We start from the raw sequence: 18,770 nt of genomic DNA, 5'->3' as shown, positions 1-18,770 counted from the left end.
CTTGCCCGATCAGGGTTGCGGCGGCAGCGGGTGGCCGCCCCGGTCCCGCGGCAACTGCGCGCAAAACGCCTCTGACGGCGGAACAAACCCCAGCCGGCGCACCACCGCTTCGGGTATCAGCGCATCGAAGCGCAGCCCCACGCAGCGGCCGATCTGCCAGACGACCTGGCCCTCCATCGTTCCGTTGTCATGAAGATCGAGGGTGACCGCGCGTTCGCGCACGTCGCGATCGCGGTCCATCTCGAACATGCAGCCGCCGATCGAAAGGTCGTAGAGGAAGGCCTTTTGCCGTTCCCCACCGACAAGGCAGGCAACATCCTTCTCGACGATATGACGGCTCCAGCTTCGCGCTTCCATGGCGTAAGGCCCCCGATGATCCTCAGGGGGCTTTACGCCAGCGCCGATTAAACAATCGATAATGGCGCCGCGCCTCAGCGGCGTTCGTTCCTCAGCACGAATTCACGCGATGCGCGCACCGGCACCTTGAGGCGGCATTCCACGCCGCCGGGCTCGAAGCGCAGGTCCACTTCCGATTTCAGTTCATGCGCGACGATCTTTTCGATCAGGTCGCGCCCGAAACCGCGCTTCGTTGGCGCGACGACGGGGGGGCCGCCTTCCTCGCGCCATTGGATTTCAGCCAGATCGGACGAGAGCAGTTCCCAACGCACGTGGATGCGCCCTTCGATCGTGCTCAGCGCGCCATATTTGGCCGCATTGGTCGCGAGTTCATGGATGGCAAGGCCCAGCGACATGGCGTCGTTCGGCGCAAGCTTGATCATCGGCCCTGCCATGACGACGTGGCTTTCGTTGCCTTCCATGTAGGGCGCCAGCTCAGAGCGAACGATGTCACCCAGCGCCGCGTTGGCCCAGTCCGACTGCGACAGCAGATCGTGAGTCGCCGAAAGCGCCCTTATGCGGGCGGTCAGGCTTTCGGTGAAGTCGTCGATCCCCTTCGAACGGCGGCGCGTCAGGGCGGCGATCGACAGGACGTTGGCCAGAGTGTTCTTGACGCGGTGGTTCAGTTCGCGGGTCAGCGAGTTGCGAATCGATGCCTGGCTGGTCAGCCATTCCAGCACCACGCGATCTTCCGCCGCGCGCTTGGTGATCAGCCGACCGATCGCCATGACCATCAGCGATGCAAGCGCACCGAAGAACAGCGTCAGCCGCGACAGCGGCGAGAGCGCGTTCGCCCTGCGATCGCTGACTTCGACGATCCACGACTGCCCGCCGACGTCGATCCGGCGGCTGATCGTCGGCCCGGCAAGCCCTTCGGCACTGTGCTGCTCGGCGAGCAGCGCTTCAGGCGCGATGTGGTTGTCGTAGATGGCAACGTCGATACTGTCATTGCGGTACAGTTCGCTGGCCGAGGCCAGGAATGTGCGCGCACGGAACGGGCTGTAGACGAAGCCCTTCACCCAGCGTCTGCCGCGACGCTCGACGGCGACCGGCATGTAGATGAGGAAGGCCGCTTCTGCCTGCGGGTCCTCCCTCTCCGAACGGTATCCGTCCTGAGCCAGATGAACCACGCCCGTCGCCGCCGGGCCGCGCCGCTCCATTGCCTGCTCCATGGCACGGCGACGAACGGGGTCGGAATACATGTCGAACGCAATCGCGCGCACATTACCGGCCGACTGCGGCTCAAGGTAATAGACAGGGACCACGTACTTCTGGCCCGCCTCGGGCCGGGGGTCGACGCTGAATTCCATTCGGCCGGCGGCCTGGGTCGCGACTTCGAAATCGGCCAGCCGATCAACCGGGATCAGCGGCGCCCAGCCCACGCCAAGCGAACCGTAGAGCGTGCCGTCACCTTGCAGATCGCGGGCGAATTCGGAAAACTGATCGGCGGAAACCACGTCCTGCGTCGCGAAAAGGGCGCCTCCGGCCCGCAGCAGCGCGATATTTTCCGTCACCCTGCGCTGCAGCGCGGATGAAATCTCTGTAAGGTTACGTTCCAGATCGATGGCGCGCGTCTGCTTGTCCGCACGCTCGATCGCCATGACCGACACGGCGGTGGTCATGCTGGCGATGATGAACAGAAGAAACGGCCAGCCGCGCGGATACTTGTGGAACCACGCCTGCTTCTGAACCCTGTCGAGCAAAGCCTGGTCGATCACCCGACAACGTCCTGCACGTGTTACTCCGTCGCGTTACGATCATTTTTGATCACAGCATTTGCGCTATGCCAACACTTTACGCCGAGGGGAACCATGGTCGACCTTGATTGTTCCATGTGCTGATGACGTCCGCTCGACTTGCAGGCCGGACGATGCCCGCGACAGCGCCCGCTCCGCCCCCATATGCGCGAGGAAGAGCGTACCGCGCGCGCTGGACTTGACCGCATCCCGGTCTCGACGCAAGTGTGATTTCGGTGAAAGGGAGTTCGTGTTGAATCAGCCCAATGGACGTGGCACCCCCGGCCGAATGCCGGGCCTGCCGCCCGAAGTCCGCAGAGATGGTGAACCCGGCTGGGCCGGGGGGTTGAGGAAGCTCTACAACTCCGTGGTGGAAGAGCCGCTGCCGGACAGCTTCAAGGATCTCCTGAAGAAGCTGGACGACGACGGCGATGCCTGATCGGATATCGCCCAGCGCCGCTGACGAAGGCTTCCGCAAGGAACTGCTTTCCGTCCTTCCCCATCTTCGCGCATTCGCACGCGGCTTGTCCGGCAGGGCCGACTTTGCCGACGATCTTGTGCAGGAAGCCGCGATCAAGGCCTGGACGGCCCGCGAACGCTACCAGGCCGGCACCAACATGCGCGCCTGGACCTTCGCGATCCTGCGCAATCACTATCTTTCCGAACTGCGCCGATCCAGACGCCAGACCGACCTTGACGAAGGCGTGGTCGAGAAGATGCTGGTGATGGACGCGGATCAGGAAGCCCCGCTCCACCTCAACGACATGGAAGGCGCGCTGCAGAAGCTGGCGCCCGAACGGCGCGAAGCGGTGCTGCTCGTCGGTGCATCCGGCTTCAGCTATGAAGAGGCGGCAGAGATTGCGGGCTGCCCGATCGGCACCATGAAAAGCCGCGTCGCCCGCGCCCGCGCCGACCTTGCACGCATGCTTGACGAAGATGACGTCCAGCAGGTCGAGGTCAGGACCCGCAAGGCAAGCTGATCGCAAGCCCGATCTGACAGCAGATACAACAAGGCCCCCGTATCCCTTGCCGGATACGGGGGCCTTTTGATGCCGACCGTTGAGGCCGGCCCGGCCTTCGGCTTACGCCGGGTAGGTCCAGGCGGTGCCGCGGTCGAAGTTGTCCGAAGCGAACTTCCAGTTGAGGATGTTCTCAAGCACTGCCTTCACGTAGGCGGGGCGCTTGTTCATCTGGTCGATGTAGTAGGCGTGCTCCCACACGTCGACGGTCAGCAGCGGGGTCACGTCCTTGACGAGCGCGCTGTCGGCGTCGTGGGTCGAGATGACCTTGAGCTTGCCGCCTTCGACGACCAGCCAGGCCCAGCCGTTGGAGAAGTGGTTCACCGCTTCGTTCGAGAGCGCTTCAAGCAGCGCGTCCATCGAGCCGAAGTCGTTGGTGATGGCAGCTGCCAGGCTTTCGCTCGGCGCGGTCTTTTCCGGCGACAGCGAGTGCCAGTAGAAACCGTGGTTCCAGGTCTGGGCCGAGTTGTTGAACAGCGGGCCCGAAGCAGCCTTGGCGATTTCCTCGACCGACTTGCCTTCGTTTTCGGTGCCGGCGATCGCGGCGTTCAGCTTGTCGACGTAGGTCTTGTGGTGGGCGCCGTGGTGGATTTCCAGCGTCTTGCTCGAAATGTGGGGTTCGAGCGCATCCTGCGCATAGGGCAGCGGCATGAGGGCGATGGTCATGGTCATGTCCTTTTTCAGGTTATCGATGCTGGGTCGCGTCGCGGCGACAAGCCGCGAAGCATATAAGATAGCGCGGCTTATGTCTGACGTGCGGCGCAACAATTCAAGCGCGCAATCGCGCGATTTCGAAATTCTCATGCGAAAAAGGATGGCGGGGTCACCGCCATCCTCTCCCGTGGCCACCGTCGTCCTGCAAGGGGAGCAAACGCCGGCGAGCCAACCTTTACCGGCCGTGTGATCCGGCCGTTAGGTTTTTCAGTTCTGCTTGTCGGCGGCGTCCTTCATCGCGTCGGACTTGGCTTCGCCTGCCTTTTCGACCGCATCGGCCTTGTTCTCCAGAGCGTCTTCGGCGGCGCCGGTGGTGGCGTCGGCCTGCGCATCGATCGCATCGGCGGCGGCATCGGACTGGGCCTCAACGGCGTCAGCCGCCTTGTCGGTCGCTTCCTGCTGCGGGCTGTTGCAGGCTGCAAGGCCCAGCGAAGCTGCTGCGACGGCGATCATGGCAAGACGCGAAGTGGCAATGGCTTTCATGGCGAGGAATCCTTTTCCCTGTTTATGATGTCGGACGCGTTGGTAAAGACGGTGTCGTCATCGGGGGAAGACGCGCCAGCCTCCCCCCAATTTCAATACCCGCTGCGGCGGGCTTCGGTCGCGCCGGTTCTTAGCGAACCGAACCGCGGCGGAAGAGGTTCACGATCGCCAGCAGGACCACCGCACCCAGGAACGAGGCGAACAGCGACATGATGTCGAACGCGCCGCTGGTGATGGGTGCACCGCCGATGAGCGGGGTGATGATGAAGCCTGCGATCACTGCGCCGACAACGCCGACGACAATATTCAGGAAGATCCCCTGCTGTGCATCGGTGCGCATCAGGATGGAAGCGAGCCAGCCGATGATGCCGCCGACCAGCAGGATAAGAAGGAGGGTCATGGTATCGTCTCCAAATTGAGTTTGCTGATCCTGATAACGGGCAGTCGGGCGCAAGGTTCCGCAACGATACGATCGTCTCGTCGCAACATCCACTTTGCCGCAACCATGGGCGTGCCGTTCGTGTTCTTGTCTGCAAGGAGGCGCCAGACGTGTTTACTTCGGTTCGCGAGCGCGCAATATCCGCCCTCGCCGCGTTGCTGGTGGTGGCAGGCGGATTGGCGGCGGTGATTGCGGGACTGGCCGCACAGATGACCCCGCAGGAACGTCGCCAGACGCTCGCCGCCATCATCCCGCTGCACGACGAGCCGGAAAAGCCCCGGCAAAAGGAGGTTCCCGCCAAAGCGGATTCCACGGCGGCGAAAGGGCGCCCCTCCCCGCCCAACTTGCGCAACCGGGCAACGCAGATCGTCGCCCCACCACCCCGGCTGCCGCCGCTGATCGTGCCGCCTCCGGTCATGACCGCCACGCGGGCCGGCACAGGCACGGCAGCGCAGAGCGGCGCATCCGATCGCCTCGGCCCCGGACAGGGCGCGGGCGGCATCGGCGATGGCGACGGAGGAGGCGGCAACGGCGACGGCGCGGGAGAAAGGGACGACGATGCACTTACCCGCCCCCGCCAGATCCGCGGCCGCCTGCATTTCTCCGACCTGCCGCCGGACCTGCGCGAAGCCAAGACCGGCGGCGAACTCAGGCTGCAGTACCGAATCGGAGTGGACGGGCGCGTCAGCGACTGCCGCATTCTGACGTCAAGCGGCCGGCCGGATCTTGATGCCACAACCTGCCGCCTGATCACCCAGCGGTTCCGCTTCAAGCCCTCGCGCAACCGGGCGGGGGAGCCGGTCGCCTCGATCATGGTGGAAACCCACGGCTGGTATTTCCCGCCGGAAGAAGCGCCCTGATCCGGACGCCATCGGCAACCCGCGCCCGCCCTCGCACGTTACCCCCGGTAATCCACCTGCCCGCGGCTTGACGCGGCGGCGTCCAAGAGAGCAAACCACCCCTCCGAAGTCCTCGCGAGAATTGCACCGATGCTTTCGCAGAAAACACGTTATGCGATCCGGGCCATGCAGCACCTCGCGGACAAGTACGGCCAGGGCCCGATCCCGCTGACCGACATTGCCGAGACCCAGAACATCCCGGCCAAGTTCCTCACCGTCATCCTGTCCGAACTGTCGCGCTACGGCATCGTCGCCTCGCAACGCGGCAAGGATGGCGGGTACTGGCTGGGCGTGCCGCCGATCGACATCACTTACGGCGATCTCATCCGTGTCATGCGCGGGTCGCTGGCGCTGGTGCCCTGCGCCAGCCGCTTCGCACACGAAACCTGCAAGAACTGCGTCGAGGAAAAAGACTGCCGCACCCGCGCGCTTATGCTGCAGGTGCGCGACGCCACCGCCAACCTGCTTGACGGGATGCGGCTGTCCGACAGGATCGATCCCGTGCCCGCTGCCGAAGGTCTGGAAGCGGTCGAAGACCTCTGAGCTTTAGCGCCTGAAAGCAAAGCTTCTCCCACAACCCCATTGTCAACTTTTGAGATAGAGAATACCAAGTTCGCATTCGCCCCCGCTGCGAGAGGAGATGCGCATGCGAATTACCAAGCCCGCCGATGCGACCGCCGCCGAGCATCCGCTGCTCAACGAAGGCGTCCAGCACGTGATCGAGGCGCTTCAGCGCCTGCGTTTCGGCGTGATCCAGCTGACGGTCCATGACGGCAAGCTGATGCAGGTCGACGTGACGGAGCGCCGCCGCTTCAATCACTGATCGACCGATCTGGGATCAAAGCCTGATACGCCGGACGACCGGACGGCTTTTTCCCGCAATTTGATCCGCGCGGTTTCCATCTGCGCGGCTATCGCATAGCCAGTATGCGGCTGTCACCGGCCGCAACCGGATCCAACCTGCGCCCCAGGAGGAACACGAATGCTCGATTCGCTGCCGACGCTAGCTGAAATCGCTCCCTTCATCGCCATCGGTTTCGCTGCCCAGATCGTCGACGGTGCGCTTGGCATGGCCTTCGGGGTGATCACCCAGACGCTGCTGGTCAGCATTGTCGGCGTTCCCCCGGCCGCAGCATCGGCAAGTGTCCATGTGGTCGAACTGTTCACCACCGGCACTTCGGGCATCAGCCATATCCTGCACCGCAACGTGAACTGGGGCCTGTTCCTGCGTCTGGTTCCGGCAGGTGTCGTGGGCGGCGTCAGCGGCGCCTACCTGCTGTCCAGCATCGATGCCTCGGTGGCGAAGCCTTATGTCATGATCTATCTGACCGGCATCGGCATCTACCTGATGATCCGCTCCATCCGCATGCGCAAGCCCAGCTTCGCCGACCCCAAATATACGGCCCCGCTGGCGCTTGCGGGCGGCTTTCTTGATGCGGCGGGCGGCGGCGGCTGGGGCCCGGTGGTCACCTCCAACCTGCTGATTCAGGGCGGCGAACCGGCCAAGACCATCGGCACCGTCAACACCGCGGAGTTCCTGCTGACGACGTCGATCTCGATCGCGTTCATCTCGACCATCGGCCTGTCCGCCTTCACGATGGCCACGGTCGGCCTGATCGTCGGCGGCGTCATCGCTGCGCCCTTCGGCGCCCTGTTCGCCAAGCGCATCAAGCCGCGCACCCTGCTGGCCGCCGTATCGGTGGTGCTGATCGCCACCAGCGTGTTCAGTATCTGGAAGTCCTGGCCGATCTTCTGAAGGCGATCCTGCCTGATCAGAATATGCTCTAGAACGTGAAGGTCACGATGATCGAATCCGAATAGACCCCGGTCTTGACGTACTGCTTGGCCGGAATGCGGCCATAAGCGGTCTTCGTGCCGGTGAACGACAAGAGATTGACGATCTGCATCGACTGCGCGGTCCCGCCATTGCTGCCGTTGCCCCAGACGGTGGTATAGCCTGCATCCTGATAGATGTTGTAATTCAGCCGCGCGGTGCCATTGGCCATCTGCCGCGCCGCAGCGTTCCCGGACGTGCCCGCACTCAATGCAAAATCCACCGTGGCGTTCATCGCCAGCGTGACCGAGATGCAGTTTGCCGTGGCCGACGCCGTCGCCGTCGTAGGCGCGCTGTTCGCGGGATTGTATGTCCCGAAGTTCAGGCTGGTGACAGAGATCGAGCAGATGCAGACCGTACAGCCCGCCGCTTGGGCGCTTACCGGGGGCATCACTCCCCCGGCCAGGGCGCCAAGCGCCATGATAAGGCGAATGGCCAGCTTCATCATCACGTCCTTTCGTTCTCGCGCACGCACGTTACCGCAGTGGCGGCAAGGCGCGCATCATCGGCCACGACCGGGACTGCAGCCCGGCAAAGGCCGCCGTCGCCGGAAATGGTGAGGGTTCCCGCACTGCGCCGGTAGCCTTCGAGCCAGACCTCGCCGTCATGACCTACGACGCTCAACCCACCGGCCCAAGCAACGCTCGATCCGGTCTGGACCGGAACGCCGTGGGTATCGAGCACGCGCAGGCGCAACCCCTGCCCGCCGATCGTGCCGAAGCGCACCCGCACCGCCTGCCGCCAGCCCGGCGCCACCACATGCTGCGCGGTGTCGAGGTCTTCCTGGATCGGCACATCGGCGGCATCCACACCGATCCGGTTTTCGGCGTAAGGCTGCAGGCCCGTGACGATCACGTCCTTGCCCTGCGCCGCCTTCGTCGGACGCGGCCGGTTCTCCACTGTCACGGTAACGGGCGTGTCGCTTTCCACTTCGACCAGCGCGAAGCCATCGTCGAGATGCTGTCCGGCAACAAGGTTGCCATCGACGCGCAGCAGGCTGCCGCGCACGTTCAGTTGTGCTCCGCTCTGCCCGCGCCGCTGCGCTGCGTCGAAGCGGATATCCCCGGCACCGCTGCGATAGGCGATGCCGCCTTCCACCCACGCCTCGCCCCGCTCCCGCCCGGCCAGTGCACGCAGACCGAAGCCGCTGCGATCAGGCAGGCTCTGGTTGAAGGTGGCGGCGGCGCGGCCCGGTTCAGCGACGATGGAGGCATTGCGACGGGGCCCAAGCGGGACCGTCAGCGATCCGAACAGCCCCGTGCTGCGGCGACCGTCGCGATAGGCCGTGTATTGCACGCCAGCCGAAAGGTACGCGCCCCGGATGTTTGCGGTGTAGTAAGCCGAGGCGAGGTCGAACCGGGTCGATGCCTCGGCGCCGATGCCCTGCGTCAGCCGCGCGTAGCTGGCATTGAGGCTGCCGATGTCGCCAAGCGACACCCCGGCGGCGACTGCCAGTTCGCTGCGCCCACCGCCGTTGAAGCGCCCCTCGCCCACCTGGCGAAAGCGGGCATCGGCGCGCTCGTAGCTGGCGGTCAGGGTGTAGACCGGGGTTACACGCTGGGCCTGCGCGCGCACCAGCACGCCGGTGCCCGCGACGCCCTGCGACACCGCGCCTGCCACCGACACCTCGCCCACCGCGCCGATCACCATAGCGCCGCCCAGACCCGCCATGCGCGTCTTGCCGCTGACTTCGATGCGTCCTTCAAGGGTGAGCCGGCTGGTGATACCCCTGCGCACCCCACCCGCGGCGAACATCGGACCATAGGCGAAGCTGTCGAAACCGAAGCCCTTGCGCAGCGCCCCGGCTTCGAATGCGAATTCGGTAAGGCCCGGCCGCAGCAGGCTGGGGCTGGCGTAGAAGCTGCGCGTCACCTGCCGCGTGTTGCCGGCCATGTCGCGCACGCTCATCGTCACCTGCCCGGCCCCGGTCAGGCGCGGCTGCAGCGTCAGGTCGAAAGCGCCCGGACCGACATCCATCGACTGGCGCGATGCCTGTGCCATCAGTTCCACCGTGGAGGCCGTAAGCGCACTGCCTGAAATGACCGGAAGCGGAAAGTTTATGCTCTGCGGGTCGAGCGAAAAGTCGGTGCCGAGAAAGACGCCGCCGTAGCGCACCGGGCGGCTCCACGGCGCACCCGCGCCAACCGCGTCACCCACGACAAGCCGCATGCGTCGTTCGGGAAAGTCGCGGCGCAGGGCCGTGTCCAGCCGCACCACGCCGCCCCTGTCGCTATCGACAAGGAAGCTGGAATCGGCCACGCCCCATGGCCCCGACAGGCCCGCATCGACGAAGCCGCCAAGCCTGGCATGGCCGTTCCAGTCGGACAGCGTCATATCATAATCGAGGAACTGCGCCGGGATCGTCTGCGCCAGCGGCACGACATGGCGGCCGGGATCGAACGTGAAGCGCGGAAACAGGCTGACGTCGGCATCGACCAGCAGTGTCGCCCCATCTCCGTCAAGCCGTGCGACCAACCCCTTCACCCGGTCCAGCGCGACGTAGCTTTCACCATCAAAGGTTTCGGCATTGCCTCCGGATGCGTTCAGCGAATGGGCGGCAAGGCCCCAGCTTTCCATGTCGCTGCGCCGCGCAAGCAGGCGCCCTTCACGGATCACCAGCAGGCCGGGCTGGGCGATCGTCTGCCCATTGAGCACGACGCCTACCGGCAGCGGCTCGATCGCGGCGACCTGCTGCGCGCATGCCGGGCCTGCCCCTGAAACGGGCGGCAGGGCAAGCGCGGCCACAAGGGCCGCCACCCAACGGCGCATGGCGGGTTTCATCGGCGGCGGCCATCAGGTCACGGCGCGGAGACGGTGACCGTATAGTCACCCTCTTCCGCACGCACGTGAATGGAGGACAGTCCCTTGGGGAGACGCTCGGCCGGGACCACCTGCGCGCCGCCTGCCAGCAGGTAGAACGGCTTGTCCAGCGTCACCGTGCCGCCCTGCCCCTGCAGGGTCAGCGCGATCACCTTGGCATGGCCGCTGCCCGGATTGCCCAGCCGCAACCCTTCACCGCCAAGCGAGGCGGTGAATTGCGGTGCCACGTCCGCATCGCCCCGGAACACCGGCACGGAAAGTCGCAGCAGCGTCTGCACCACTCCCGGCTGCGCCTGCGTGGGATCGGGAAGTTCATCGACGATCAGGCGCCACTGCTTCTCGACGTGCGCGCCCGCATCGGCCGGCAGGCTGCAGCGCACCAGTCGGCTGCCGTGGGGCGCGATGGTGGCGATCGGCGGGTTGACGACGAAGCCCTCGTCGGCCGTCAGGATATCGACACCCCCTTCGTCGCGACTCCAGGCGAAGCCCCGGACCTGCACCGTCACCGGCCGGTCGGAGTCGTTGCCCAGAGTCAGCGAACAGAACCGGCGGCCCGAAGGCACGTCGACACGCACCGGCATCACGCTGAGCGATCCGGCTCGTGCCGGGGCGGCCCAGCCGCCCCCGATGGCAACGAGCGCGGATGCCAGCAGCGCCAGGGCGGGCCGCAGGCTCATCAGTAGGTGACCGTCACGGTGACAGAGTCGGTATAGGCTCCGGCGGTCGTGTTCTGGCTGCCGGGAATACGGCCGTAAACGGTATAAGCGGTCGCCGAAGTGCCTGCCGTACCGGCAACGGTATCGGTGCTGACGGTGTTGCCCCAGTTCGTGGTGCGGCCCGAATCCTGATACAGCGCGTAATTGAGCGTATGGCCCGAGGAATTGAGCTTGCGCACCGTGGTGGTGCCGCCGGTGGTCGTGCCCGCGTTGAGACCCACGTTATAGGCCGTGCCCTGCGTGCAGGTGACGTTGACGGTCGTGGTCGCATCGACGTTGGAGGACGAAGTCGGGTTGTAGTTGCCAAAGGCCAGCGGGCTTGCGGCGACGACACAGGCCGACTGCACCGTCGCGGTGACCGTAATGGTGTCGGTCACCGTCGCCGCGGATGCGGCCTGAGGCGCGAGGAGGAAACCTGCCGCAAGGACTGCTCCTGCGGCAAGCGGGCGAAGGCGGCGAGCGCCGCGGGCGTGGTGAACGTTGCTCATGGCAATCGTTTACCAAGACAGGGTTGCCCACCCTTCCAACGCCATCCCCGTTGCTTCCCCTAGAAGACCGGCAAACCGGTGTTCAGGCCGAGATTGCCGCAGCCACCACGCCGCTCTTGACCCAGACGTCGATCTGTTCGTCATCCAGGCCCATTTCACCCAGAATTTCCGCGGTATCCCGCCCCATCGTCGGTGCGCAGCGCGGTGTGACAGGCAGCGGACTGCCGCCGAACGAGACCGGGCCTGACACGACCGTCACCGGCGTGCCGTCTTCCACCACCACATCGAAAAGCGAATCGTTCGCCAGCCCCTGCGGGTCGGTGACGAGTTCGCGCAAGTTCTGCACGACCTCCCAAGGCGCATCCCAGCCCGCGAAGACACCGCGCCATTCATCGAGCGTACGCGCCGCGAATGCTTCGTCCAGCGCCTCAAGCAGCGCGTCGCCATGCTCGACCCGGCTCTCCACCGTCGCGAACCGCGCGTCCTGCAACAGACCTTCGCGATCGATGCGGCGGCACAGTTCCGGCCAGTAGCGCTCCGGATCAAGGAACATGAGTTGCAGAAAGCGTCCGTCCGCCGTTTCATAAGCGCTTGTCAGAGCATGGCGTCCGGGATTTGCCAGCCTGGCCAATTGTTCGTCCGACAGCGCCGCGCCCATCGTCACGTCCGCGGACAGTATCCATAAAGCCGAAGACAGCAACGACACTTCCACCGTAGTCGCTTCCCCGGTGCGTTCACGGTGGAACAGGGCGCTGGCGATACCGAAGGCGACGTTCATCGCGCCTGCGTGGTCCCCCAGCGCGGGCCGGGGTCGCGTCGGGCGTTGCCCCGGCACGGCCAGCATATGCGCAAAACCGCCGCGCGCCCAGAAGCACGATGCGTCGTAACCCGCCCGGTCTGCCTGCTCTCCCCGAAAGCCAAGACCGTTGCCATGGGCGTAGACGATGCGCGGATTGCGCGCGCGCAGCACGTCCAGCGTCAGCCCCAGCCGTTTCAGCGCCGCCGGACGGATCGAAGTGAGGAAAACGTCAGCGGTTTCCACCATCCGCAGCAGCAGTTCGCGCCCCTCCTCGGTCTTGAGATCGATCGCGACGGAGCGCTTGTTCCGGTTGTTCAGTTCCATCGCGAGGTTCGCCGAGGCGGTCTGGCGGCCATCGGTGATCTTGAGGCGCCGATAGGGGTCGCCCTGCGTCATCTCGATCTTGATGACGTCTGCGCCAAGGTCCGCCAGCACCGCGCCGGCTGCCGGGACGAACACGAACTGCGCCAATTCCAGCACCCGCACCCCTTTGAACACTTGCGTTGCGAACATCGTCATCTCCCGTTGCCGGCCATCGCAGGCGGCCTCTTTCATGCAAGGGTAAGCCTCATCGATTTATGTAGCAATCGCTTGGTTATATAATTGAAGGACATCCAACGCTCGGGCGATTTCCGATTGCTCCGGCGGGAAATACGCCGTGCTCATCGGTGCTGCGCTTTTGCACCGGGCAGTCCGGTGGCAAGCTGGAGGGCATAACCAGAACCGCCCCGGAGAGACCTGACCTTGCGCTATCTGTCGGAAATCGGTGCCGCATGGCGCCCGCTGCTGGCCGCGACGCTGGGCATGGGAACGGGCATGTCGATCATCGGCACCGTCACCAGCGCGATCGCACCTTCGCTCATCGCGGATGCCGGGTGGTCCAAGGCCCAGTTCGCGATGACCGGCATGCTCGGCATGCTGACCGCGCTTTCGATGCCCTTCATCGGCCGCCTTGCCGACCTGTTCGGGGTAAAACTGACCGCGCTGATCGGCATAGTGGCAATGCCGCTGACGATGCTGGGGTTCAGCCTCATAGGCGGTTCGTTCGAGGCATACCTTGGGATCTTCATTTTCCAGAGCATCATCTGCGTGACGACGACGGCCACGGTCTACACCCGGCTTGTCGTGCAGCACGTGGAGCATGCGCGGGGCCTTGCCCTTGCCATCGTCGCCTGTGGCCCGGCGCTGTTCGCGGCGATCGGGGGGCCGGTCATCAACGAATTCGTCGAAGCCCACGGCTGGGCGGCAACGTACCGAATGCTGGCGCTGTTCACGACACTTGCGGGCATCGCCGTGTTCCTGCTGATCCCGGCCGGGCGCGCGCACGCTGCCCTCGTCACCGCGCCACGCCGCCGCGCGCGGGAAGACTATCCCGAAATCTTCCGCGAAAAGGCATTCTGGCTGCTGTTCGGGGCGATGTACCTGTGCAACCTGCCGCTCACGCTGATCCTTGTGCAGCTCAAGATGCTGGTGCTGGACCAGGGGATCAGCGGCGAAGGTGCGTCGATCATGTTCACGGCGCTGGCCGTGGGGATGCTGCTGGGCCGCTTCGTCACCGGCGTGGCGCTCGACCGTTTCGCGCCGCAGGTGGTTTCCTTCGTGATGCTGGCCCTGCCGGGGCTCGGCCTGTTCGTACTGGCCAGCAGCTGGGACGCGCCGATGGTGGTGACCGCCGCGATCTTCAGCCTCGGTTTCGCGGTGGGCGCAGAGGGCGATATCCTTGCCTTCCTCGTCGCGCGGCACTTCCGGACGGGGATCTATTCCAGCGTGCTGGGGCTGCTGACCGGGGTATGCTCGCTTGCGGCGGCCTCAGGCGCGGCGCTGCTGAGCTGGACGCTGGCCCGCACCGGCAGTTTCGACAGCTTCCTGTTGACGGTGGGCACATCGGTGGTGGCAGGCGCGCTGCTATTGCTCATGCTGCGCAAGGAACCGCAGACCGAGGAAGCCCTGCCGGAACCTCAGCCAGAACCTCTGTCCAAGCCCCTGCCAGCCTAGCAGCGAACGTGAACCTTGGTTTCCGCATTCGGCCCGCGCAGGGTTTCGAACATCGCAGGTAGCTGTTCCAGCGCGACGGTAGCGGTGACGATCGCCTTGGGATCGGCGTGGATATGCCCGCGCCCCAGCAGGTCCGCGATGAAAAGAAACTCGTGCATCGAATAACCGACCGCGAAGTGCAGCGATACGCACTTGTAGCTCGCCACCGCCGGGATCACCGGATCGGGCGCGGTGCAGAAACCCAGGCTGACGATCCGGCCGAAGGGTGCTGCGTGCTGCACCGCACGGCCCAGCATCCCCGGCGCCCCTACGCCTTCCAGCACCACCTGCGGCGCCCCGCCCAGCGCTTCGACGACCTCGCCCACCTCGTTGTCACCGAAGGCGACGAAGGCGTCCGCGCCCATCTCAAGGCACAAGTCCCGCCGCCGCGACGAGCGTGACATGGCAACCACCCGCCCTGCGCCCAGCCGCCGCGCCCACCAGATGGCGTAAAGCGCTACCGTCCCCCCGCCCAGCACCAGCACTCGCTCGCCAGGGCGGACATGCGCCATCTGCGTACCGTAGAGGCTGATCGCCATAGGCTCGATCAGCGCGCCGTCGGCCATCGAAAGGGTCTTAGGCAAAGGCGTGGCAACGCTTGCAGGGATCCGGGCGTACTGCGCGAAGCCGACCGAGGCGCGCGCCGGACTTTCCCGGCACAGCACGTTGTTGCCATGGGCGCGGCAGGTCTCACACTGCCCGCAGGCGACCGAGGGGAGCACTGCCAGCGGATCGCCCACCTTCCAGCCGGTGACCTCGCGGCCGACATCGACCACGGTTCCGGCATATTCGTGCCCGAACTGGACACCTGCGCCGAAATCCCACGCGCCGCCTTTCGTCATCGCAAGGTCGGTGCCGCAGATGCCGCAGCGGTCCACACGGATCAGAAGGTCGCCGGGGCCGGGCTCGGGATCGGCGATCGTTTCGATCACGATGGGCTTGCCGCTGCCGGGATAGATCGCCGCCCTCATGCTCGCCCCTCCAGCAGATCGTAACGCTCGATATAGGCGCGGAACGGATCGCGCGCCTCGTCTGCGGTCATGCCGTAATCGGTGATCGAATAGCGATGGACGCCGTGGCTGAGTTCGGGCTTCTCCTCGATCCGGCGCAACAGGGCAGCGCGGATATCATCTGGAAGGTCCATCCCGATGAAGCGATAGATCGCCTCCACCGTCTCCATCGGCCGGGCGTGGAAATCGGCGTGGACCACATCGAGCACCTGCGCCGGATGACGCGCCCGCACCGCCTCGCACTTCTCCACCGCCTTGGCCCACTTGGCGACTTCGCGGCGCAGCAGGTTCTCGGCCCGCTGTGCTTTCCGATCGGGCTCCATAAGCCCGTTCAAGTTCATCAGCAGCGAGACGAGGCTTGGCACCGCCTTGCCCGGATCGCGGTGCGTCTGGATCACGCGTGCATCAGGGAACACCGCCAGCAGCAGATCAAGATGCTCGATATGGCCGGGATTCTTGAGCAGCCAGCGCTTGTCGGGATCGTTCGCGCCGATCAGCCGGACGCATCGGGCGAAGTGGGCATAGGCCGCAGCCTCGCTCTGGCACTGCCACCAGGCGTCATACGTCGCCGCCGACCAGCCGCACGACCACAAGTTGGAAACGAACGACTGACGCAGCAACATGCAGCATTCGTGGACTTCCTCGGCGGCGCGGAAATGCGCGGCCTTGGCATCGGGCAGCGCAGCATACTGCGCCTCCAGCGCGGCAAGGGTCTTGCGGTACTGCGGATATTCGGCCCAGCGTTCCATCGGCGGACGCGGCATCGGACTGTCGAGCAGCCACGTCTGGAGCCCCTGAAAGCGCGGATCGACCGCCAGCAGCCGGTGCAGCGCCGTGGTTCCGGTACGCGGCACTCCGGTGATGACGACCGGCGACAGCACCCGCGCCGAATCGAAGCCGGGGGTCGCCTTCATCGCCGCAATCGCCTGCACCCGCCCGCGCAGCACGCCCACCACCATGCCCCATGCGGCACGGCGCCCCTGTTCGGAAAAGCGCGGGTCATAGTCCATCGACTGCAACAGCACGGTGAGGCCGGGCAGGTAATCGGCCGGGCCGAAATCGTCGCTGCCGGTCTCCGCGATGACGGTATCGTGCAACTGGCCCAGCGCATGGCGAAAGGCTGCGGGCGGATCATAACTGAGGTCCATCGTTCAGCCTTTCACCAACGCCGCCGCCGCTGGCACGCGACAACGCGGCGGCGCACTTCCTCGCGGCGCTCGGCCGGGGTCACGACAGGCGTGTCCTGCGGCAGATGCGCGCGCAAGTCGGCCAGCTTGACGCGGGTGATCGTCGGCACCGGCTCGCTGTCGCAATCGTACCAGCGCCCGTAGATGCCACCTTCGTTGTACCCCGCCGGATCGAGCCAGTTGGGCACGCCGGGGTCGGTCAGCGCGATGACGGCGCGAAACTTCCCGTCACCGGACAGCCGGGCCATCGCACCGTTGGTACTGCTGAGACGGTACACATATTCCAGCGCATTGAAGTAGGGATCGTTGAGCTGCACGTTCCAGTACGGCGCGCGGGCGGGAATCTCCGTCTCGATGATCAGCGCTTCGTCATCCTCCAGCTGGAAGCAGGCGGGCCAGTAGGTCTGCTTCACCAGCGCACCGGGATAACGCACCGGCTCGAACACATTGAAGCCGACGCGCTCCTTCACCCCGTTCTGCATCGGATAATAAAGGTCGGTCTTGCGGCGGGGCAGCTTCGCCATCTCGGTGATGCGGCTCAGTATCTCATCGGGCGCCGGACGCGGCTTGGGCGGCACCGGATCGAGGCATTCGATCGAGAGCACCGGGTCCACCTCGCGCTCCCAGTCGTACATGCGATAGCGGGTGAACATGCCGCGCGCGGCCCGGTCTATCGGCGCCCAGTGGCCCGTATATCCGGCGGGCCGCTCGGCGCTGAAGACGATGGAGAAATCCGCGCCCAGCGCGATGCCAAGGTCGTTGGTGTCGCACTCGTTATGCCCGTTGGGGCGCGGCATCTCGTCCACCGTGCCTGACAGCGCGGCTTGCGTGGTGAACGAGAGGATGCGGCACGTCCCCCGATTGCCCGACACGCGATACGTCAGATCGCCCCGGATCGGCGACTGGGTATAGATGTCGTCCGGGTTGGGCTGCAGCGTGTAAACGGGGTTCCACAGCGGCGCCCAGTCCGGGTGCTCCGCATCCGCGTGAAAGTACATGAAATAGGCGTAGGACAGGCTCGCCATCGTCTGGCGATAAGTGTCCGCGCGATAGGCCGGGTCATCCGGCCGCCAGGTATGCGCAAGGTTCGCGACCGCGCCTTCAAGCTCGGCCAGATAAGGCAGGATGGCAGGTTCGATAGGCATGGCAGGTTCTCCCTGCCAATTTGATAGTACGCACTATCTAACTTTGCGAGGCGCCGACCATCGCCCCGGCGAATTCAGTCTGCCGGCTTCTGATCGACCGGCGCAAAGCGGCGCGCCAGCACCGCGCAGACCATCAGCTGGATCTGGTGGAAGAACATCAGCGGCAGGATGATCGCGCCCACCTGCGCCGCCGGGAACAGCACGCCCGCCAGCGGCACGCCGGTGGCAAGGCTCTTCTTCGATCCGCAGAACAACAGCACGATCCGGTCTTCACGCGAAAAGCCCATGGCTTTGCCCACGAAGCTGGAAATCACCATCACCACCGCCAGCACACCCAGCGAGATCGCGGCGATCAGCACCAGTTCGCCCACCGTGACCTTGTGCCACAAGCCTTCCAGCACCGCCGCGCCGAACGCGGTGTAGACCACCAGCAGGATCGAGCCGCGATCGACGTAGCCCAGTACCTTCTTGTTGCGCGTCACGAAGCCGCCGATCCATGGCCGCAGGAAATGCCCGGCAAGGAACGGCAGCAGCAGCTGCACCGAAATGTCGATGATCGGATCGGTCGAAAATCCCTGGCTCTCTCCGGTGATGAACAGCGCCGTCAGCAGCGGGGTAATGAAGATGCCGGCAAGGTTGGAGAACGAAGCGCTCACCACCGCCGCCGCGACATTACCCCCGGCAATCGCAGTGAACGCGATCGAGGACTGCACCGTCGAAGGCAGCAGCGTCAGGAACAGCACGCCGGTCGCCAGCGACGGTTCGATACCGGGGATCGCGCGCACGCCAAGGCCAATGATCGGGAACAGCACGAAGGTGGTCGCGCCGACCGTCAGATGCAGCTTCCACGCTTTCGCGCCATCGAAGATCGCCTCGCGCGAAAGCTTGGCGCCGTGCAGGAAGAACAGCAGCGCGATGCCCGCATCCGCCACCCCGCCCGCAACGCGCGCCCACACGCCCTGCGCCGGCAGCACCGTCGCCAAAACCACCGTGCTCACCAGCATGAGCAGGAACGGATCGATGTTGAGGCGGGCAAGCAGGCGGTTCATAC

21 protein-coding genes are annotated in these 18,770 nt (G+C 65.3%); 7 read left to right on the top strand and 14 right to left on the bottom strand.

What is annotated here, in order from left to right; all coding sequences use genetic code 11:
* Positions 1–9 precede the first annotated feature (9 nt).
* Together A8V01_RS26200 and A8V01_RS26195 are read right to left on the bottom strand one after the other, a co-directional pair.
* Positions 10–357, bottom strand: coding sequence for a PilZ domain-containing protein (locus A8V01_RS26200; protein ID WP_103099174.1), 348 nt, complete (start codon positions 355–357; stop codon positions 10–12).
* A 74-nt stretch (positions 358–431) separates the two neighbouring features.
* A complete protein-coding gene (locus A8V01_RS26195) occupies positions 432–2,114 on the bottom strand; it encodes a CHASE domain-containing protein (protein ID WP_103099173.1) in 1,683 nt (560 codons plus the stop codon).
* Positions 2,115–2,385: 271 nt separating this feature from the next.
* Between A8V01_RS26195 and A8V01_RS28415 the strand changes: the two genes are divergently transcribed.
* Together A8V01_RS28415 and A8V01_RS26190 are read left to right on the top strand one after the other, a co-directional pair.
* Positions 2,386–2,571, top strand: a complete 186-nt coding sequence (locus tag A8V01_RS28415; RefSeq protein WP_146037394.1) for a NepR family anti-sigma factor — start codon at positions 2,386–2,388, stop codon at positions 2,569–2,571.
* Positions 2,564–3,112: a sigma-70 family RNA polymerase sigma factor gene (locus A8V01_RS26190; protein WP_103099172.1), complete on the top strand. Its 549-nt coding sequence runs from the start codon at positions 2,564–2,566 to the stop codon at positions 3,110–3,112. Before A8V01_RS28415 ends, A8V01_RS26190 begins: the two co-directional genes overlap by 8 nt.
* 102 nt (positions 3,113–3,214) lie before the next feature.
* Here A8V01_RS26190 and A8V01_RS26185 read toward each other — a convergent pair whose 3' ends face one another.
* From A8V01_RS26185 to A8V01_RS26175, 3 genes are all read right to left on the bottom strand, one after another.
* Entirely contained in the window at positions 3,215–3,817 is a 603-nt protein-coding gene (locus tag A8V01_RS26185) for a superoxide dismutase (protein ID WP_103099273.1), read from the bottom strand.
* Between the two features lie 255 nt (positions 3,818–4,072).
* On the bottom strand, positions 4,073–4,348 hold the full coding sequence (locus tag A8V01_RS26180) for a hypothetical protein (protein WP_103099171.1): 276 nt from the start codon (positions 4,346–4,348) through the stop codon (positions 4,073–4,075).
* A gap of 130 nt (positions 4,349–4,478) precedes the next feature.
* Positions 4,479–4,748, bottom strand: a complete 270-nt coding sequence (locus A8V01_RS26175; protein ID WP_008830173.1) for a GlsB/YeaQ/YmgE family stress response membrane protein — start codon at positions 4,746–4,748, stop codon at positions 4,479–4,481.
* A 149-nt stretch (positions 4,749–4,897) separates the two neighbouring features.
* On the opposite strand from A8V01_RS26175, the gene A8V01_RS26170 reads away from it, so the two are divergent.
* From A8V01_RS26170 to A8V01_RS26155, 4 genes are all read left to right on the top strand, one after another.
* Positions 4,898–5,647 carry an energy transducer TonB gene (locus tag A8V01_RS26170; RefSeq protein WP_103099170.1) on the top strand — a complete coding sequence of 250 codons (750 nt, stop codon included), beginning with the start codon at positions 4,898–4,900 and terminating at the stop codon, positions 5,645–5,647.
* Between the two features lie 129 nt (positions 5,648–5,776).
* Positions 5,777–6,229 carry an RrF2 family transcriptional regulator gene (locus A8V01_RS26165; RefSeq protein ID WP_103099169.1) on the top strand — a complete coding sequence of 151 codons (453 nt, stop codon included), beginning with the start codon at positions 5,777–5,779 and terminating at the stop codon, positions 6,227–6,229.
* Between the two features lie 103 nt (positions 6,230–6,332).
* Positions 6,333–6,509, top strand: a complete 177-nt coding sequence (locus tag A8V01_RS26160) for a YezD family protein (RefSeq protein WP_103099272.1) — start codon at positions 6,333–6,335, stop codon at positions 6,507–6,509.
* Between the two features lie 159 nt (positions 6,510–6,668).
* Entirely contained in the window at positions 6,669–7,442 is a 774-nt protein-coding gene (locus tag A8V01_RS26155; protein ID WP_103099168.1) for a sulfite exporter TauE/SafE family protein, read from the top strand.
* 28 nt (positions 7,443–7,470) lie between these two features.
* On the opposite strand, the gene A8V01_RS26150 is transcribed toward A8V01_RS26155, so the two are convergent.
* From A8V01_RS26150 to A8V01_RS26130, 5 genes are all read right to left on the bottom strand, one after another.
* Entirely contained in the window at positions 7,471–7,968 is a 498-nt protein-coding gene (locus A8V01_RS26150; protein ID WP_245892841.1) for a Csu type fimbrial protein, read from the bottom strand.
* Positions 7,968–10,301 (bottom strand): fimbria/pilus outer membrane usher protein, encoded by a 2,334-nt coding sequence (locus A8V01_RS26145; protein WP_103099167.1) that lies wholly within the window; start codon positions 10,299–10,301, stop codon positions 7,968–7,970. The genes A8V01_RS26150 and A8V01_RS26145 overlap by 1 nt, the downstream gene beginning before the upstream one ends.
* A 17-nt stretch (positions 10,302–10,318) precedes the next feature.
* Complete coding sequence (locus A8V01_RS26140) at positions 10,319–11,017, bottom strand: fimbrial biogenesis chaperone (protein WP_103099166.1); 699 nt, start codon at positions 11,015–11,017, stop codon at positions 10,319–10,321.
* Entirely contained in the window at positions 11,017–11,544 is a 528-nt protein-coding gene (locus A8V01_RS26135) for a Csu type fimbrial protein (RefSeq protein WP_103099165.1), read from the bottom strand. The genes A8V01_RS26140 and A8V01_RS26135 overlap by 1 nt, the downstream gene beginning before the upstream one ends.
* 82 nt (positions 11,545–11,626) lie before the next feature.
* A complete protein-coding gene (locus A8V01_RS26130; RefSeq protein ID WP_211295210.1) occupies positions 11,627–12,862 on the bottom strand; it encodes a CaiB/BaiF CoA transferase family protein in 1,236 nt (411 codons plus the stop codon).
* A 225-nt stretch (positions 12,863–13,087) separates the two neighbouring features.
* On the opposite strand from A8V01_RS26130, the gene A8V01_RS26125 reads away from it, so the two are divergent.
* The gene (locus tag A8V01_RS26125) at positions 13,088–14,338 is read left to right on the top strand and encodes an MFS transporter (protein ID WP_103099164.1); all 1,251 of its coding nucleotides are present in this window, start codon (positions 13,088–13,090) and stop codon (positions 14,336–14,338) included.
* On the opposite strand, the gene A8V01_RS26120 is transcribed toward A8V01_RS26125, so the two are convergent.
* From A8V01_RS26120 to A8V01_RS26105, 4 genes are all read right to left on the bottom strand, one after another.
* The gene (locus A8V01_RS26120; RefSeq protein ID WP_103099163.1) at positions 14,335–15,348 is read right to left on the bottom strand and encodes an alcohol dehydrogenase catalytic domain-containing protein; all 1,014 of its coding nucleotides are present in this window, start codon (positions 15,346–15,348) and stop codon (positions 14,335–14,337) included. The genes A8V01_RS26125 and A8V01_RS26120 overlap by 4 nt on opposite strands.
* Complete coding sequence (locus A8V01_RS26115) at positions 15,345–16,535, bottom strand: sulfotransferase family protein (RefSeq protein WP_103099162.1); 1,191 nt, start codon at positions 16,533–16,535, stop codon at positions 15,345–15,347. Before A8V01_RS26115 ends, A8V01_RS26120 begins: the two co-directional genes overlap by 4 nt.
* Positions 16,536–16,546: 11 nt before the next feature.
* Entirely contained in the window at positions 16,547–17,719 is a 1,173-nt protein-coding gene (locus A8V01_RS26110) for a hypothetical protein (protein WP_103099161.1), read from the bottom strand.
* A 74-nt stretch (positions 17,720–17,793) separates the two neighbouring features.
* Positions 17,794–18,768, bottom strand: a complete 975-nt coding sequence (locus A8V01_RS26105) for a bile acid:sodium symporter family protein (RefSeq protein ID WP_103099160.1) — start codon at positions 18,766–18,768, stop codon at positions 17,794–17,796.
* Between the last annotated feature and the right edge of the window lie 2 nt (positions 18,769–18,770).

The sequence above is a fragment of the Novosphingobium guangzhouense genome (genome assembly GCF_002896965.1).
Lineage (GTDB): Bacteria > Pseudomonadota > Alphaproteobacteria > Sphingomonadales > Sphingomonadaceae > Novosphingobium > Novosphingobium guangzhouense.
The sequence above is the reverse complement of the archived record's forward strand: the minus strand, read 5'-3'. Positions and strand labels throughout refer to the sequence as shown.

Bases quoted from the DNA above. Each gene is read 5' to 3' on its own strand.
- A8V01_RS26140 (WP_103099166.1), bottom strand. From the start codon at position 11,017: ATGAGCCTGCGGCCCGCCCTGGCGCTGCTGGCATCCGCGCTCGTTGCC.
- A8V01_RS26115 (WP_103099162.1), bottom strand. From the start codon at position 16,535: ATGGACCTCAGTTATGATCCGCCCGCAGCCTTTCGCCATGCGCTGGGC.
- A8V01_RS26120 (WP_103099163.1), bottom strand. From the start codon at position 15,348: ATGAGGGCGGCGATCTATCCCGGCAGCGGCAAGCCCATCGTGATCGAA.
- A8V01_RS26135 (WP_103099165.1), bottom strand. From the start codon at position 11,544: ATGAGCAACGTTCACCACGCCCGCGGCGCTCGCCGCCTTCGCCCGCTT.
- A8V01_RS26130 (WP_211295210.1), bottom strand. From the start codon at position 12,862: ATGACGATGTTCGCAACGCAAGTGTTCAAAGGGGTGCGGGTGCTGGAA.
- A8V01_RS26160 (WP_103099272.1), top strand. From the start codon at position 6,333: ATGCGAATTACCAAGCCCGCCGATGCGACCGCCGCCGAGCATCCGCTG.
- A8V01_RS26165 (WP_103099169.1), top strand. From the start codon at position 5,777: ATGCTTTCGCAGAAAACACGTTATGCGATCCGGGCCATGCAGCACCTC.
- A8V01_RS26185 (WP_103099273.1), bottom strand. From the start codon at position 3,817: ATGACCATCGCCCTCATGCCGCTGCCCTATGCGCAGGATGCGCTCGAA.
- A8V01_RS26110 (WP_103099161.1), bottom strand. From the start codon at position 17,719: ATGCCTATCGAACCTGCCATCCTGCCTTATCTGGCCGAGCTTGAAGGC.
- A8V01_RS26190 (WP_103099172.1), top strand. From the start codon at position 2,564: ATGCCTGATCGGATATCGCCCAGCGCCGCTGACGAAGGCTTCCGCAAG.
- A8V01_RS26180 (WP_103099171.1), bottom strand. From the start codon at position 4,348: ATGAAAGCCATTGCCACTTCGCGTCTTGCCATGATCGCCGTCGCAGCA.
- A8V01_RS26175 (WP_008830173.1), bottom strand. From the start codon at position 4,748: ATGACCCTCCTTCTTATCCTGCTGGTCGGCGGCATCATCGGCTGGCTC.
- A8V01_RS26200 (WP_103099174.1), bottom strand. From the start codon at position 357: ATGGAAGCGCGAAGCTGGAGCCGTCATATCGTCGAGAAGGATGTTGCC.
- A8V01_RS26105 (WP_103099160.1), bottom strand. From the start codon at position 18,768: ATGAACCGCCTGCTTGCCCGCCTCAACATCGATCCGTTCCTGCTCATG.
- A8V01_RS26145 (WP_103099167.1), bottom strand. From the start codon at position 10,301: ATGAAACCCGCCATGCGCCGTTGGGTGGCGGCCCTTGTGGCCGCGCTT.
- A8V01_RS26150 (WP_245892841.1), bottom strand. From the start codon at position 7,968: ATGATGAAGCTGGCCATTCGCCTTATCATGGCGCTTGGCGCCCTGGCC.
- A8V01_RS26155 (WP_103099168.1), top strand. From the start codon at position 6,669: ATGCTCGATTCGCTGCCGACGCTAGCTGAAATCGCTCCCTTCATCGCC.